16 protein-coding genes are annotated in these 14,419 nt (G+C 57.7%); 7 read left to right on the plus strand and 9 right to left on the minus strand.

Going from position 1 to position 14,419, the window contains the following annotated elements:
- Positions 1-7 precede the first annotated feature (7 nt).
- A complete protein-coding gene (gene ureA, locus AC0QKW_RS06125; RefSeq protein WP_473150177.1) occupies positions 8-310 on the minus strand; it encodes an urease subunit gamma in 303 nt (100 codons plus the stop codon).
- 224 nt (positions 311-534) lie between these two features.
- Here ureA and pgl point away from each other — a divergent pair, with 224 nt between their 5' ends.
- Both pgl and AC0QKW_RS06135 read left to right on the plus strand, forming a co-directional pair.
- Positions 535-1,284, plus strand: coding sequence for a 6-phosphogluconolactonase (gene pgl / locus AC0QKW_RS06130; protein ID WP_473150178.1), 750 nt, complete (start codon positions 535-537; stop codon positions 1,282-1,284).
- Between the two features lie 190 nt (positions 1,285-1,474).
- Positions 1,475-1,948 (plus strand): FHA domain-containing protein, encoded by a 474-nt coding sequence (locus AC0QKW_RS06135; RefSeq protein WP_473150179.1) that lies wholly within the window; start codon positions 1,475-1,477, stop codon positions 1,946-1,948.
- A gap of 130 nt (positions 1,949-2,078) precedes the next feature.
- On the opposite strand, the gene metK is transcribed toward AC0QKW_RS06135, so the two are convergent.
- From metK to remA, 3 genes are all read right to left on the minus strand, one after another.
- Positions 2,079-3,230 carry a methionine adenosyltransferase gene (metK, locus tag AC0QKW_RS06140; protein WP_473150180.1) on the minus strand — a complete coding sequence of 384 codons (1,152 nt, stop codon included), beginning with the start codon at positions 3,228-3,230 and terminating at the stop codon, positions 2,079-2,081.
- Positions 3,231-3,375: 145 nt separating this feature from the next.
- Entirely contained in the window at positions 3,376-3,819 is a 444-nt protein-coding gene (locus AC0QKW_RS06145; RefSeq protein WP_473150181.1) for a SufE family protein, read from the minus strand.
- 219 nt (positions 3,820-4,038) lie between these two features.
- Positions 4,039-4,317 (minus strand): extracellular matrix/biofilm regulator RemA, encoded by a 279-nt coding sequence (remA, locus tag AC0QKW_RS06150; RefSeq protein WP_473150182.1) that lies wholly within the window; start codon positions 4,315-4,317, stop codon positions 4,039-4,041.
- 267 nt (positions 4,318-4,584) lie between these two features.
- Here remA and AC0QKW_RS06155 point away from each other — a divergent pair, with 267 nt between their 5' ends.
- Entirely contained in the window at positions 4,585-6,327 is a 1,743-nt protein-coding gene (locus AC0QKW_RS06155; RefSeq protein WP_473150183.1) for an Rqc2 family fibronectin-binding protein, read from the plus strand.
- Positions 6,328-6,356: 29 nt separating this feature from the next.
- Here the strand turns inward: AC0QKW_RS06155 and AC0QKW_RS06160 are convergent, their stop codons facing one another.
- Entirely contained in the window at positions 6,357-7,391 is a 1,035-nt protein-coding gene (locus tag AC0QKW_RS06160; RefSeq protein ID WP_473150184.1) for a ligand-binding sensor domain-containing protein, read from the minus strand.
- Positions 7,392-7,883: 492 nt separating this feature from the next.
- Here AC0QKW_RS06160 and AC0QKW_RS06165 point away from each other — a divergent pair, with 492 nt between their 5' ends.
- From AC0QKW_RS06165 to AC0QKW_RS06175, 3 genes are all read left to right on the plus strand, one after another.
- Entirely contained in the window at positions 7,884-9,314 is a 1,431-nt protein-coding gene (locus tag AC0QKW_RS06165; RefSeq protein ID WP_473150185.1) for a form I ribulose bisphosphate carboxylase large subunit, read from the plus strand.
- Between the two features lie 194 nt (positions 9,315-9,508).
- The gene (gene rcbX, locus AC0QKW_RS06170) at positions 9,509-9,937 is read left to right on the plus strand and encodes a RuBisCO chaperone RbcX (RefSeq protein ID WP_473150207.1); all 429 of its coding nucleotides are present in this window, start codon (positions 9,509-9,511) and stop codon (positions 9,935-9,937) included.
- A gap of 76 nt (positions 9,938-10,013) precedes the next feature.
- Complete coding sequence (locus AC0QKW_RS06175; protein WP_473150186.1) at positions 10,014-10,361, plus strand: ribulose bisphosphate carboxylase small subunit; 348 nt, start codon at positions 10,014-10,016, stop codon at positions 10,359-10,361.
- A gap of 339 nt (positions 10,362-10,700) precedes the next feature.
- On the opposite strand, the gene AC0QKW_RS06180 is transcribed toward AC0QKW_RS06175, so the two are convergent.
- Together AC0QKW_RS06180 and AC0QKW_RS06185 are read right to left on the minus strand one after the other, a co-directional pair.
- Positions 10,701-11,309, minus strand: coding sequence for a hypothetical protein (locus AC0QKW_RS06180; protein ID WP_473150187.1), 609 nt, complete (start codon positions 11,307-11,309; stop codon positions 10,701-10,703).
- Between the two features lie 165 nt (positions 11,310-11,474).
- Positions 11,475-11,936: a VOC family protein gene (locus AC0QKW_RS06185; RefSeq protein WP_473150188.1), complete on the minus strand. Its 462-nt coding sequence runs from the start codon at positions 11,934-11,936 to the stop codon at positions 11,475-11,477.
- An 83-nt stretch (positions 11,937-12,019) separates the two neighbouring features.
- On the opposite strand from AC0QKW_RS06185, the gene AC0QKW_RS06190 reads away from it, so the two are divergent.
- Positions 12,020-12,934: an RluA family pseudouridine synthase gene (locus AC0QKW_RS06190; protein WP_473150208.1), complete on the plus strand. Its 915-nt coding sequence runs from the start codon at positions 12,020-12,022 to the stop codon at positions 12,932-12,934.
- 152 nt (positions 12,935-13,086) lie between these two features.
- On the opposite strand, the gene AC0QKW_RS06195 is transcribed toward AC0QKW_RS06190, so the two are convergent.
- Together AC0QKW_RS06195 and AC0QKW_RS06200 are read right to left on the minus strand one after the other, a co-directional pair.
- The gene (locus tag AC0QKW_RS06195) at positions 13,087-13,977 is read right to left on the minus strand and encodes a hypothetical protein (RefSeq protein ID WP_473150189.1); all 891 of its coding nucleotides are present in this window, start codon (positions 13,975-13,977) and stop codon (positions 13,087-13,089) included.
- Between the two features lie 170 nt (positions 13,978-14,147).
- The gene (locus tag AC0QKW_RS06200) at positions 14,148-14,417 is read right to left on the minus strand and encodes a hypothetical protein (RefSeq protein ID WP_473150190.1); all 270 of its coding nucleotides are present in this window, start codon (positions 14,415-14,417) and stop codon (positions 14,148-14,150) included.
- Positions 14,418-14,419: the final 2 nt, after the last annotated feature.

Genomic DNA, 14,419 nt, shown 5'->3' on the forward strand with positions numbered 1-14,419 from the left:
GATCTCCCTAGCGAATAGGTTCGTGAACGGTCACCAGCTTAGTACCGTCAGGGAAGGTAGCTTCTACCTGCACCTCGTGGATCATCTCCGCCACTCCGTCCATGACCTCGTCTCGGCTGAGCAGGGTAGTGCCATAGCTCATCAGGTCGGCTACCGTGCGGCCATCTCGCGCCCCCTCTAAAATAGCAGCCGAAATGTAGGCCACAGCCTCGGGATGATTGAGCTTTAGCCCTCGGTCTTTGCGGCGCTCAGCCACCAGAGCTGCGGTGAAGATCAGCAGTTTGTCTTTTTCTTGAGGGGTGAGCTGCATGGGCCAAACTATCCACTGACAGAGGGAACTAGGCTAAAGGTAAGCTTTCAAGGTTTTGGCTGGCTTGTCAACTGGCAAACCTGTCAACTGGTAACATGCTTTTACTGATCAGATTTTCAAAAGTAAAGCTTAAGCCGTTAGAGTCACCGCCAGAACTGAGCTAGTCTGCTCGATGAAACGCCATGGGCCTAGGGCTCAGCAATCACTACTCAGGGAGTACGTCTATGTCTGCGCCTATCGTTGAGATTTTGCCCGACAAGCCTGCCCTAGTGCAGCGCGCGCTCACCCTGGTTATAGAAGCAATTCAGAGCGCTGTGGCCGACCATGGCTACTGCACCTTGGCCTTGGCTGGCGGCAGTACGCCCAAGCCACTCTATGCCGGTCTAGCCACCCAAGACCTACCCTGGGACAAGCTCTACATCTTCTGGAGTGACGAACGCTACGTGCCTGTCGAGCATCCTGACAGCAATGCGGGCATGGCCAAATCGGTCTGGCTCGACCAGGTGCCCATTCCCCTTGACCACATCTTTATTACCCCCACCGCTGAGGTCGACCCGGCAGTATCAGCAAACCAGTTCGAAGACACCTTGCGCCGGGCCTTTGGCCCCCTTCAAGGTCTTGCCCCTGACGAGGTGCCCCAGTTTGACCTGATTTTGCTGGGTATGGGGGATGATGGTCACACAGCCTCGCTGTTTCCCCAGACGGCGGCCCTGGCGGTGAGCGATCGCCTGGTGACGGTGGGCTACAAAGGCAGCGACCCCCGCATCACCTTCACCGTGCCGCTGATCAACCACAGCCGTCGGGTGCTGTTCTTAGTGGCCGGGGCCGACAAACAAACTGCCCTGGCCCAGGTATTTGCCCCTGATGGTGACGATTTGGCCTATCCCTCGCGCTTAGTGCGCCCCCGGGGTGAACTGCGGTGGCTACTCGATCGCCAGGCGGTGGGCGATCACGCTCTACAGGCACAACCTTAATCGTACAGAGGCTGAAGGGCAGCGTTAAGCAGGGGTTACGCTCCCTGCTGAGTTACCCGCAACCTAGACTATGATTTAGCTAATAGAACTTAGGCTTGGCTGCGGCCATCGCTGACCTACAGTCAGGCTAGGGGTTCTCCAGTCTCTATCTATGTCTAGACCTGCTAGGGATCGTTTTTGATTGAGTAATGTGATTACCCTTTCGCTGCTACACCCCCTCCACAAGACGCCGGTACAAAGCTGGTCCTTTGATCAAGAACCCATGGTTCGCATTGGGCGCTCCACCGACAATAATGTGGTGCTCTACAGTGCGGTGGTCTCTCGCCACCATGTCGAGATTCATCGCACCGACGTGGGCTGGTCAGTCAAAAGCATTGGCACCAATGGCACCTACCTGGACGGTCGCCGCATTGCTGAGGTGCCGGTAGAAGATGGCATCATTATTCGGCTGGCGCGATCGGGGCCAAATATTCAAATTCACATATCCGAAGAAAAGCGCGATCCTCTTCAGGAGTTGTTGATGAGCCGTCGCAAAGCCGAAGAAAAACGAACCCAGGAGGACGGCACTCACACCGAACCCCGCAGCGAAGCTCACGACACAGAGATTCACGATAACGATGACCTGCCCCACCAGACCACCGTTATCAACCAGCAGCCAGACTAATTGAAAGCCACCTCAGTGGCATCCCAGTCGGGAGGGGTGGATCAAAAGGGCGATAGGAAATCAGCTTCCGAGTATGGAACAGTCGCTTGTTTGCCCAGACAGACCCGCCCCTTCCCACAGGAGACCACCGCTAGGTTGACTTCAACAGGTCGGCCTTGTCGGTTTTTTCCCAGGTGAAGTCGGGCAGCTCGCGACCAAAATGGCCGTAGGCCGCCGTCTGTTGGTAAATGGGGCGGCGTAGATCGAGCATGTCGATTAGCCCCTGGGGTCGTAGGTCAAAGTGCTGGCGCACCAGGTCTGCGATCGCCCCATCGGCAATCTTACCCGTACCAAAAGTATTGATCGAGATCGACGTCGGCTGAGCCACCCCGATCGCATAGGACACCTGAATTTCGCAGCGATCGGCCAGACCCGCCGCCACAATGTTTTTGGCTACGTAGCGCCCCGCGTAGGCCGCCGAGCGATCGACCTTGGTGGGGTCTTTGCCCGAGAAAGCACCGCCGCCGTGGCGAGCCATGCCACCGTAGGTATCGACAATGATTTTGCGCCCGGTGAGGCCGCAGTCACCCACCGGCCCACCAATGATGAACTGCCCCGTGGGGTTGATGTGGTACTGGGTCGCTGCATGCAGCCACTGACTGGGCAGCACCGGCTTAATAATTTCCTCCATCACGGCTTCACGGATGTCGGCCTGGGAGATATCAGGATCGTGCTGGGTCGAGAGCACCACCGCTTCCACCGCCACCGGTCGATAATTTTCGTAGCGGAGGGTGATCTGGCTCTTAGCGTCGGGGCGTAGCCAAGGCAAAACCTTGTGCTTGCGTAGGTGAGCCTGGCGCTCTACTAACCGATGAGAGTAGTAGATGGGAGCAGGCATGAGGGTGTCGGTCTCGTTGGTGGCGTAGCCAAACATCAACCCCTGGTCGCCCGCGCCCAGATCTTTGTCGGTGGCCACATCAACTCCCATGGCAATGTCCGACGACTGCTTGCCAATGGCATTGAGCACCGCGCAAGAAGCGCCGTCAAAGCCGACGTCAGAGCTGTCGTAACCAATGCCCAAAATCACATTGCGCACAATGTCTTCGAGATCGACGTAGGTATTGGTGCGCACTTCCCCAGCAATGACGGCCATACCGGTTTTGACCAGGGTTTCAACTGCTACGCGGGCATGCAGGTCTTCCTTGAGAATGGCGTCTAAAACAGCGTCGGAGATTTGGTCAGCCATTTTGTCGGGATGGCCCTCAGACACCGACTCAGAGGTAAAAATACTGTATTCACTCATGAAATAGGCCCAACCAGTGGCAAAAACAGATTGGCAAAGTCAGCCGAGGCCGCTTCGCAATCCAAAGTTTATCAAAGTTTAGTGGAGATGCCGGGGATTCTGGTCTTGGCCGCTGGGGGAGGGGCGATCGCGCTTTACCTCCTCCCTAGCCCAGCACGGCTGCCGCCGCCCCATCCATCAGCCCCTGGGCTTTTTGCTGCATGGTCTTGAAAATGTTGTAGAACCCGTTGGCCCGCGATGGGGTGAGGCTGACATCGAGCTGGGTGTCTTTAATAAAGTCGGGGGTGAGGGCGACGATCTCGCTCGGGGGTAGCCCGTTGAGCGCCTTGATCAGCAGCGCCACCAGCCCTTTGGTAATCTGCGCGTCGGAGTCGGCCTGGTAGACCACTTTGCCCTCTACCAAGTCTGCCACCACAAACACCTGGGAGACACAGCCCGGCACCTTGTTTTCAGGGGTTTTGTACTCCTCAGGTAGTGGATCGAGCTTTTTGGCAAACCACAGCAGCTGCTCGTAGCGGCGCTTGGGGTCGGCGGCTTTTTGAAAGCGAGCCACTATTTTCTCGATAGACTCGGGGCGATCGGCGGGCATGGCACGTTGAGTGGGGAGACGTTCCCTGAGTAGTCTATCAGGCAAAAGGAATGGATAGGGGGTGGCAGGGGGCAGCTAGCGAGACGGCTCGAAAGATCGACTGCCGCTAAGGAGGTGTGCTTAATTACCCATCAAAAGTTATGGAGTTATGGGGGCTTTGTCTAGTAGGGCAATCATGGCGATAGTCAAAGACCGGCCCTAAGGGGCCAACGCACTTCCCTATTTACTCTTTACCTTTTCACTACCATCGCTGTCTTTGCCGCTGACAAAGCGATGGGCCACCGTCTCAGGTTGAATCGCCGATAGAATGGTATGGCCCGAGTCGGTAATAATGACGGCACGGGTGCGGCGACCGTAGGTGGCATCGACTAGCTGGCCGCGCTCACGGGCGTCGCTGATAATGCGTTTGATCGGAGCCGACTCAGGGCTGACGATGGCGATCACCCGATTGGCCGATACGATGTTGCCAAAACCGATATTGATGAGCTTGATGTCCATAATTGCTACGTGGGGGCAAGAGCGGGAGACAGCGGGGGTGAGATCAGAGGCCAGCCCAGCGAACCGGAAAACTCAGGGCATTTCTGGCCCAATGCTCCGTATTTGAGCCTAGATTGGACGTATTGCCATACTAACGAATACCGCTGGCCCTGAGGGTTAATATCGGCGAAATTTCAGTTTTCTAGGGTTTTATCCCCTGAGTTACGTCTTGCCGCTACAAAATTTCTCGACGAAGCCCTACTCACTGTTTGCCTAGAGGATTGTGCTGTGCAGCCGGTTGACTTTACTACCCTAATGGCCCTGTGCCACAGCCTTCAGGCCGACTGGGTGCCTGCCCGTTGCGAAACCGTGGTGCAGATCGACACTACTACCCTAGCCCTGGCCCTGCGCACCCTCGATCGCCGGAGTTGGCTGACGATTTCGTGGCACCCCCAGGCCGCGCGGCTGCACCTGGGGGATGCGCCCCCCAAGGGGCAAGACACCTTTACCTTTAGCCAGCAGCTCAAGCATCAGATCAATCAGCTGGCTCTGGTGGCGATCGCCCCCGTTGCCCCCTGGGAACGCGCCATCGACCTTCAGTTTGGCCCTCGCCCCGGCGACCCGCCCCAGTGGCACCTCTACGTCGAGATCATGGGCAAGTACAGCAACGTGATTTTGGCCAACGCCCAAAACCAGATCGTTACCGCCGCCCACCAGGTCAGCGACCAGCAGTCGCGGGTGCGACCGATTCAAACCGGTGACCTCTACGTGCTGCCCCCCGCTCTGATGAATACGCTGCCCAGCCTGGGAGAAGCCCAAGCCTCGTGGCAGGAGCGGGTGAGTCTGGTGCCGACGACGCTGAAAAAAATGCTGATGCAGAGCTACGGAGGGCTGAGTTCGTCGCTGGTGCGATCGCTCCTCACCGCCGCCCACCTCACTCCCGACCAAGCCGCCGACACCCTCACCCAAGCCGACTGGGATCGACTGTTTGGGGTCTGGCAGCAGTGGCTGACCGGCCTCGACAAAGGCGAGTTTTTCCCCGGCTGGACAGAGGACGGGTATACGGTGCTGGATTGGGATGCGATCGCCCCCGCTCCCGACATCCACACCCTGCTCCGGCAATACTACGACCGCGAACTGCACCTGCAACAGTTCGATCGCCTGCAAAACCAGATTCAGCAGAAGCTCAAGGGCGTGCTGGGCAAGCTGCGGCAAAAAGCCAGCACCTTTGCCCAGCGCCTCGACCAGTCGGCCACCGCCGACCAGCAGCGCCAGCGGGCCGACCTGCTCATGGCCTACAGCCACCAGTGGCAGCCCGGCATGACCCAGATGACCGTGGCCGATTTTGAGACCGGCCAGCCCGTCGCCCTGGCCATCGACCCCGACAAAACCGCCATTCAGCAGGCCCAGCGCCTCTACAAACAGCACCAAAAGCTCAAGCGCGCCAAGGATGCCGTCGCTCCTTTGCTGGCGGAAGTGCAGGCCGAACTCACCTACCTTGAACAGGTGGAGGCGGCTCTGACCCAGATTCCCACCTACACTGAACCGGCAGATCTAGAGGCTTTAATAGACATCCGCAACGAGCTGATTCAGCAGAGCTACATTGCCTCTCCCGACTACCGCCTGGCGGAGCGCAAGGATACTGACGCAGGTTTTCGCCAGTTTCATACCCCCGAAGGGCTGCCGGTGCTGGTGGGCCGCAACAACCGCCAAAACGACCTGCTGATCTCCACCGTGGCCGCTGACTACGACCTCTGGTTCCACACCCAGGAGATTCCGGGTAGCCATGTGCTGCTGCGCCTGGGGGCGGGGCAGGCGGCCAGCGATCGCGATCTGGCCTACGTCGCCGACCTAGCGGCCTACTTTAGCCGCGCCCGCCAAGCCGACCAGGTGCCCGTGGTTTACACCCAGCCCCGCCACGTCTATAAGCCCAAGGGCGCCCGCCCCGGCATGGTGATCTACAAACACGAGACCGTGATCTGGGGCCAACCCCGCCGGGTAGAGGCAGGGCTGGGTGAGCTGAAAGCCTGACAGACCTTCAACCCACCGGGCAAAGATTTCTACTGGCGAGCCTCTAGCACCACCGGGCTGACCAGCCCCCAGTGGGGGTTGCCCTCGCCAGTGGTGAGGCTGACCCAGCCCAGCCCTTCGCTGGTGCCCACCCAAATTTTGTTGCCAGTGTTGGGCGACAGCGACAGAATGCGGCTAGAGGGCAGCGACGGCACCTGCCCCAGCAGCTCGCCGCTGTCAGGGCGAATCTTAAACAGGCCCGTGGTGGTACCCACCCAGAGATTGCCGGCCTGGTCAAACTCCGCAGATTGGATGCTGCGATCGCGCATAGATCCAACCGATCGCACCAGCTCAGCCCGAATCGGATCTACTACGAGCAGCCCGCTGGCGGTGCCCACCCACAGATTGCCCCTGGGGCCAAGGGTGATGGACTGCACCGCGCCCCCAGGCAGGTTGCCCACCTCCCGCACCGGAAAGGCGTTGGCAGTATTGATCTGCACCAGGCCATTGAGGGTGCCTACCCAGAGATTGTTGCGCCCGTCGAGGGCCAGGGCGTTGGCGCTGACGCCGGGCAGCCGCTGTACGGTGGTCATCAGCAGACCGCGATCGGGGCTGATCATGGCTAAGCCGCGATCGGTGCCGGCCCAGAGAAAGCCGCGATGGTCGATCAAAAGCGACAGAATCCGGTTAGAGGGCAGGGTAAAATTTTGCGCCGTAATCGCGTTGGTGCGCGGATCTACCCGCACCAGGCCGTCAAAGGTACCGACCCAGATGCGGCCCACCCGATCTTGCGCCAGAGCCTCAAGGGTACGGCTCGGCATTCTCACCCGCTGGATCACACGCCCGGTTTCAGGGTTGATGCGAGACAGCCCGGCCCAAGAGCCCACCCACAAGTCGCCAGTAAAGTCGGGCTGGAGGGCAGTGACGCGGTAGTCAGCGGCGATGGGAGCCTGGGCCAGCAGGGCTGGGACTAGGGGATCTGGCCCCGAGCTTGTGGCTGGGTCGGGGGTCGGGGGATAGAGGCTCCCATTTGGCAGCATTAGCGACGACAGGGTCACCGATGATAGAACGAGCAGGCTCAGCATAGTCTCTCCCCACGGTTTGCGGTGGCGTGTAACAGCCCCTAATCGATTTGCCCTGATGGGTTGCCCTTTAAGGCTTTAGGGCACCTCAGCGTTAAAGTATATCGACAATTCCGGGGGGTGGCTTAGCAATCCAATATTTGTTGACCTGCACGTCTCGGCCATCAAGACTGGCTGGCTTCAAAGAACTTGAGAAAGCCTTACCTGGGTTCACCTTGATACATAATTTTTAGTTATGAATATATACAGATCTTCCAAAACTAAACTTATCCAATCGCTGATAGTATGCTAACCATACGGTAATTAAAAATACTGAAAGCGCTTGCAAGGCATCTGTTTTGAAGAATGCTTTGGTATTTCTACTCGTCTCAGATTGACGTGGACTGACCGGGGCTTGGGCTGACCAAAAGCTTCCTTGATCGAGGAAGCTTGTTTTGTGCGGCTGGGCTACAGGGGTTCGCTAGAGGGATTTCTTAGATTCACAGGAAGGGAGACATGTCTTACTCTCAGACAACAACTCAATCAAAAGCTGGCTACAGCGCCGGGGTTAAGGACTACAAACTGACCTACTACACCCCGGACTACACGCCCAAGGATACCGACATTCTGGCGGCGTTCCGGATGACCCCCCAGCCTGGCGTGCCGCCCGAAGAGTGCGCCGCCGCTGTGGCCGCTGAATCGTCGACCGGTACCTGGACCACGGTGTGGACCGACCTCTTGACCGACATGGATCGCTACAAGGGTCGTTGTTACGACATTGAGCCCGTGCCCGGCGAAGACAATCAGTACATCTGCTATGTCGCCTACCCCCTCGACCTGTTCGAGGAAGGCTCGGTCACCAACCTGCTGACTTCCCTGGTGGGCAACGTGTTTGGCTTTAAAGCCCTGCGCGCCCTACGCCTCGAAGATCTGCGCATTCCCGTCGCCTACCTAAAGACCTTCCAAGGGCCTCCCCACGGCATTCAGGTAGAGCGCGATCGCCTCAACAAGTACGGTCGTCCCCTGCTGGGTTGCACCATTAAGCCCAAGCTCGGTCTGTCGGCTAAAAACTATGGCCGCGCCGTGTACGAGTGCCTGCGTGGTGGTCTCGACTTCACCAAAGACGACGAGAACATCAACTCCCAGCCCTTCCAGCGCTGGCGCGATCGCTTCTTGTTTGTGGCCGACGCCATTCACAAGTCCCAGGCTGAAACCGGTGAGATCAAGGGTCACTACCTCAACGTCACCGCCCACACCTGCGAAGAGATGCTGAAGCGGGCTGAGTACGCCAAAGAACTCAACATGCCCATCATCATGCATGACTTCTTGACCGCTGGCTTTACCGCCAACACCACTCTGTCGCACTGGTGCCGCGACAACGGTGTGCTGCTGCACATTCACCGCGCCATGCACGCGGTGATCGACCGTCAAAAGAACCACGGCATTCACTTCCGCGTGCTGGCCAAGTGCCTGCGCATGTCCGGTGGTGACCACATCCACACCGGTACCGTTGTGGGCAAGCTAGAGGGCGATCGCGCTGGCACCCTGGGCTTTGTAGACCTGCTGCGCGAAAACTACGTTGAGCAAGACAAGTCTCGCGGTATCTACTTCACCCAAGACTGGGCGTCTCTGGCTGGCGTCATGGCCGTGGCCTCTGGCGGTATCCACGTATGGCACATGCCCGCCCTGGTAGAAATCTTCGGTGACGACTCGGTGCTGCAGTTTGGTGGTGGTACTCTGGGCCACCCCTGGGGCAACGCACCAGGTGCAGCCGCTAACCGCGTAGCTCTCGAAGCTTGCGTTCAGGCCCGTAACGAAGGCCGTGACCTCGCCCGTGAAGGCGGCGACATCATTCGCGAAGCCTGCAAGTGGTCGCCTGAGCTGGCTGCTGCCTGCGAACTGTGGAAGGAAATCAAGTTCGAGTTTGACACCGTTGACACCATCTAGATGGCTAGTCGGTACTGCGGTACCGGCTAGGTCGCGGCCTAGGGTGCGTTGGTCAGTCCATTGATTTGTAGGGTTCCAAAATTTCTGAAGAATGCTGCATAAGTTACCGAATCTGCAAACTATTCGGGCTTAGATCAGGGCTACCAACCGCTCCCGTAGCGGGGTCTACGTCAATCGTTCGAGAGACACCGATGATGGACCTTAAGCAATCGGCTAAAGAGACCGCTAAGGTGCTCACCAGCTACCTGACGTTTCAGGCTGTAAAAACGGTGCTAAACCAGCTTAAGGAAACCAACCCCGCCCGCGCCTATTGGCTCAATGCGTTCTCAACTAAAGAAGCGCTTCAGGATGGCGAAGCCTACCTGAGTGCCCTCCTAGAAGAAAGCGCAGATCTGGCAATTCGAGTGATGACCGTACGGCAGCACATTGCAGAAGGTATCTGCGAGTTTTTGCCCGAGATGGTGGTCACCAGCATCCAGCAGGCCAATATGGAACACCGCCGCCAGCATCTAGAGAACATGACTCAGTTGGGCAACGCCGACCACGTAGTGGATTCTGAACTGGTCCTAGAGCAGGATGTTCAGCAAGAGTCTGCCGCTGATGGGGAGTCAGCCCCTGAGTAACTCGATTTCTACTCTCCACAATCTCCTCTGTTTACGGCTTTTGCCGATTCACGATTAGTTAACCCAGCGAGGAACTATGAAAACTCTGCCTAAAGAGCGTCGTTTTGAAACGATGTCCTACCTGCCCCCCCTGAGCGATGCTCAGATCGAGCGGCAAATTTCCTACATTCTCAAACAAGGCTACTTCCCCGCCGTTGAGTTTGACGAAGAGTCGAACCCCGAGACCTACTATTGGACCCTCTGGAAGCTGCCCCTGTTCAACGCCACCTCCACCCAAGAGGTGCTAGCCGAAGTGCAGGCCTGCCGCTCTGAGTACTCCAACTGCTACATCCGTGTAGTGGGCTTTGACAACGTCAAGCAGTGCCAGGTCGCTAGCTTCATCGTGCACAAGCCCGGTGCTACCAGCGGCGGCTACCGCTACTAAGTTCTGACCTGTAATGGGTTAGACAACGAGCCAAAGGGCGGAGAGGTTTTCCTCTCCGCCCTTTATGCGTTTCCCATGTACTCTGCTTCCCCATCCAGGGTGAGCCCTTAGCTACAGGCGAAGTCTTTTGGGCAAAATCTGGCATGCTAGCGATGTATCGCAGAGGGCAAAGTGCTCTATGGGCAACTCTGAAGAGGCTCTTACTCTCTTGCAAACAGCGCCCCGTGACCTACAGGCTTTGGCTGAGATACTAAATTGTGAAGTATTTGTCCATGAAGTCTTTAGCTTTCATGGGCAAAATGCGATTAAAAGATCACTTAGCACTTAAGGTGTGGTCTCCTACTTTGGAGGAGACAGGCGCAAAACATATACGAAGCCAACGCCTTTAATTAAACCACCTAGTAATCCCATAAACAGAGCGTCTCTTTCTGTCGGAAGATGTAATACTGAAATAATTGAAAATGACTCTCCATTTGAACCTTGAGCAAATATACTGCCCAACAAAACAGCAACCACAAAAGCTACAATTCTAATTAATGTCCAGCCCACTGAAAAAGATGAAAAGGGTTTAATAACTCGACTCTGGAATAGGCCTATCGCAGCCTCAATAATTACGAAGCCTAAGGGGCTAATGGACAACAATAAGATAGATATAGGCAGCACAAGTACCAGCGTTGAAAGAATGCTGAGGCTCCACAATAGTCCTCTAGTCAATGTTTCTTTCCAGCTTTTGGTCAACCAGTAAAAATGTAGGCAGAATAGAAAAAATTCTCCTATTGCTAATAGCAATGTAGCAAACCAAAGAAAGGATGACGAGTCGTGCCAGGCTCGGTAGTAAGTTTGACCGAGGAGAGCACTCTGATACAGAGCCAGCATGGTAGCCAGCACCCAACCCATGCAAAGCAAGAGTCGATACGTTTGAGCACGGTACGTTGCTTCATGGTTCATTTGTCTCAGTCATCCAATTGCAGGCTCAATAAGTAGAGTGGCCAATGCCCACCGCCCAATTTGTTCTCCTAGCGGTTCCCCGCTTTAGTCTCAGCCCGGAGAGGTTATAAAGGCATTTTGGGTTAAGTTTTTGCCGGGCAAAAAGTAAGGCTGGCGGTTCCTACCCTACAGAGCCGGATCGCAGCGAATTTCGACCATAAAGCCGTCGGGGTCGTAAAAATAGACCCCGCGCCCGGTGGGGCGGGTGACCGGGCCGTGGGCAACGGAAATTTGATTGGCCGCTAGCACCGCCAGGGCGGCATCAAACTGGGCCGGGTCAATGTCAAAGGCCAGGTGGTAGGCACGGGTGAAAGATTTATCGGGGTCAGGGTCAGGGGGTTCCAGGTCTGGAGCCCCGAATAAATCGAGAATCAGCCCGTCAGGCAGTATAAAGTTGGCCACTTTGCCCGTGGTAACTAGGTCTTTCAAGGTGTCGTCTACCTCGTCACCGGTCAGCTCTCGCAGCCCCAGCAGCCCGCCGTAGAACTGGCGCGAGGCCGCCATATCCTTCACGTTCAGCGCCAGGTGGTGAATGCGGCGCAGTTGACCAGGGCGTAGGGCGGGAGGTATGGGCGAGGCGGGGCTCATCGAGTTCGTCCGAAAACGGGGCAGCGTATGATAGAAATCCTACCGCGCTCAAGCCTACTACCATCGCTGACCAAACCCTAGAGCTGACTGTCGAAACGACTGACCCCGATCGCCTCGATCGCTGGCTCACCGCCAATGTTAAAGAACTCTCCCGCAACCGGGTGCAAAAGCTGATCGACTGGGAGTACGTGCAGATCAACGGCCAGCTCTGCACCAACAAAAAAGAGGCGGTACAGAGGGGCGATCGCATCCACCTCACCATCCCCGAGCCTCGCCCCCTAGCGCTCATGCCCGAGGCCATTCCCCTCGACATTCTCTACGAAGACGAGCACCTGATTATCATCAACAAGCCCGCCGGGCTGGTGGTGCACCCCGCCCCCGGCAACATGAGCGGCACCCTAGTCAACGCGGTGCTGGCCCACTGCGGCGATCAGCTACTGGGCATTGGCGGCGTGCAGCGCCCCGGCATTGTGCACCGGTTAGATAAAAATACGACGGGGGCGATCGTGGTTGCCAAAACCGACCTGGCCCACAGCCAGCTTCAGGCCCAGATGAAGGCCAAAACCGCCCGGCGCGAATATCTGGGCATAATCTACGGCGCGCCCAAGAGCGACTCGGGCACCATCGACGCGCCCCTGGGTCGCCACCCGATCGATCGCAAAAAAAACGCCGTAGTTCCCCTTGAAAAAGGCCGCACTGCCGTCACCCACTGGCAGGTAGAAGAGCGCCTAGGCAACTTTTCACTGCTGCGCTTTCGGTTAGAAACGGGCCGTACCCACCAGATCCGGGTCCACAGCACCCACATGGGCCACCCCCTGGTGGGCGACCCCACCTACGGCTCAGGCCGCGACGTGGGAGTGAAATTACCTGGACAAGCGCTCCACGCTGAACGACTAGAGCTGCGCCACCCGGCCACCGGGGAAACAGTGGTAGCGATCGCCCCTCTACCCGCTCACTTCGTCAAACTGCTGGCAGTGCTGAGAAGTCGATCGACATAGACCTCCGTAGTGGGCATGGCCAAGGTGGCTGGGCTGACCGACTAGGTCGTTCAATTGCTGCCCTAGCCTGATCAACCCCGTCCAGAGATCAAGTTTTGCCCGTGGAAAAACGCCCGACTCTGAACTGGACTTGTACAGCCTCGCCAGCGCCGTTAAAGAGCGCCAACTAGCGTTGCACCCACCGAGCGAGTGTAGTCTCGGCCATCGTAGGTCAATACCACCATGGGCTCTTGCCCTGATAGATCCACCGATTTCACCCGAATTCTTCCAGCGGCTAGCATATCTCCCTGGAAGACGCGGCGGCTGACGGTGCTGCCAGGCTCGGTGACAATAACGCTGACGGTGCTACCCACCTGCACCACGCCAGTGACCGCCACTTGATCGACCAGATTTTGGAAGGCCGGGCTACCGGTAGGAGCCACAGCGATCTCCGTCGGGCTAGGGGGCACTGCTCCGGGCAAGAAGGGGGCGGGCAGACTGGGCAGAGCAACGGGCTGCACCATGGCCTGGGGTAGCGAGGGGAGCCCCTGGGTAGAGGCAACGGGCACCATGGGCAGATTTTGGGTGGCGATCGCGGGGGGCGCTGGGGTCAGTAGTGATGCTGCTGGGTTGGGGCGTGGCCCAGCAGGGGCGGGCAGCACCACCGAAGCAAAGGGGTCAGGACGCCCAGCGGTCACCGTCTCTACCCGAGCCTGGGATGAGGTGGAGCGCAACAGACTGGGATCGGCTAAACGTAGCGGGCCAGAGGCGGCCAGAAAAGGCTGAGATTGGAAAGGGGTGGCGGCTTCGCTAGCGGCGGGCACCGACGGCTCTTGCAGGGAGGTTGACCCGTCGGGCTGCACGTCAGACGTAGCCTCACCGTCAGCGACGACATCGCCGCGATCAGAGGTGGCGGTAGTCAGCTTGAGGGCAGCGCCCCCAGCTACGGCTAGTACTAAACCGCTGGCGATCGCCCCATAGAGCTTACGTTTTGCCAATCCCTGAAGCTTGGTATCCCCAGCTGGTTGAGCCCCAGCTGGTTGAGATTTTACAGAGTAAGTCATTGCAGCATCTCCCCACAGTTCTCCCCTAAAGTAGCGAATTCCTGGGAAAGTGGCGCATTTTTTTACTGTCTCCAGCCCCAGACAACTCAACTTCCGAGCCATTTACCCACTTTTGGGCTGGTGCCATGGGTCTTAAAGCTAGTCTCCAGGGTTGCATGTGGTCGCCCCTACTAGCTCTGGCGTTGGTGCTGTAGCGTCTGCAATTGCAGCAGCAGTGCCTCGGCTTCGGCTTGCAAATGGAGCAATTCCACCTGCTGGTTGGGGGGGTAGGGCGATTCGCGCACTTCGATCCAGCAGATTTTTTCGTCGGCAGCGGGGGCGGTTTCGCGACTCGCAGGTGCAGCAGTTAGCCTATCGCGACGGGCATCGCCAGCGGGCTGCTGGGGAGAGTCTGATAAGGCGCTTATCTGAGCAGTAGAGCCGTCCACAGGGGCATTCATGG

Source organism: Pseudanabaena sp. PCC 9330 (assembly GCF_055795045.1).

What these genes read in the sequence shown, in the direction of transcription:
- ureA (WP_473150177.1), bottom strand. Translation starts at nt 310, where the DNA reads ATGCAGCTCACCCCTCAAGAAAAAGACAAACTGCTGATCTTCACCGCA.
- rcbX (WP_473150207.1), top strand. Translation starts at nt 9,509, where the DNA reads ATGGACCTTAAGCAATCGGCTAAAGAGACCGCTAAGGTGCTCACCAGC.
- AC0QKW_RS06200 (WP_473150190.1), bottom strand. Translation starts at nt 14,417, where the DNA reads ATGAATGCCCCTGTGGACGGCTCTACTGCTCAGATAAGCGCCTTATCA.
- remA (WP_473150182.1), bottom strand. Translation starts at nt 4,317, where the DNA reads ATGGACATCAAGCTCATCAATATCGGTTTTGGCAACATCGTATCGGCC.
- AC0QKW_RS06145 (WP_473150181.1), bottom strand. Translation starts at nt 3,819, where the DNA reads ATGCCCGCCGATCGCCCCGAGTCTATCGAGAAAATAGTGGCTCGCTTT.
- AC0QKW_RS06195 (WP_473150189.1), bottom strand. Translation starts at nt 13,977, where the DNA reads ATGACTTACTCTGTAAAATCTCAACCAGCTGGGGCTCAACCAGCTGGG.
- AC0QKW_RS06165 (WP_473150185.1), top strand. Translation starts at nt 7,884, where the DNA reads ATGTCTTACTCTCAGACAACAACTCAATCAAAAGCTGGCTACAGCGCC.
- AC0QKW_RS06175 (WP_473150186.1), top strand. Translation starts at nt 10,014, where the DNA reads ATGAAAACTCTGCCTAAAGAGCGTCGTTTTGAAACGATGTCCTACCTG.
- AC0QKW_RS06185 (WP_473150188.1), bottom strand. Translation starts at nt 11,936, where the DNA reads ATGAGCCCCGCCTCGCCCATACCTCCCGCCCTACGCCCTGGTCAACTG.
- pgl (WP_473150178.1), top strand. Translation starts at nt 535, where the DNA reads ATGTCTGCGCCTATCGTTGAGATTTTGCCCGACAAGCCTGCCCTAGTG.
- AC0QKW_RS06180 (WP_473150187.1), bottom strand. Translation starts at nt 11,309, where the DNA reads ATGAACCATGAAGCAACGTACCGTGCTCAAACGTATCGACTCTTGCTT.
- AC0QKW_RS06160 (WP_473150184.1), bottom strand. Translation starts at nt 7,391, where the DNA reads ATGCTGAGCCTGCTCGTTCTATCATCGGTGACCCTGTCGTCGCTAATG.
- metK (WP_473150180.1), bottom strand. Translation starts at nt 3,230, where the DNA reads ATGAGTGAATACAGTATTTTTACCTCTGAGTCGGTGTCTGAGGGCCAT.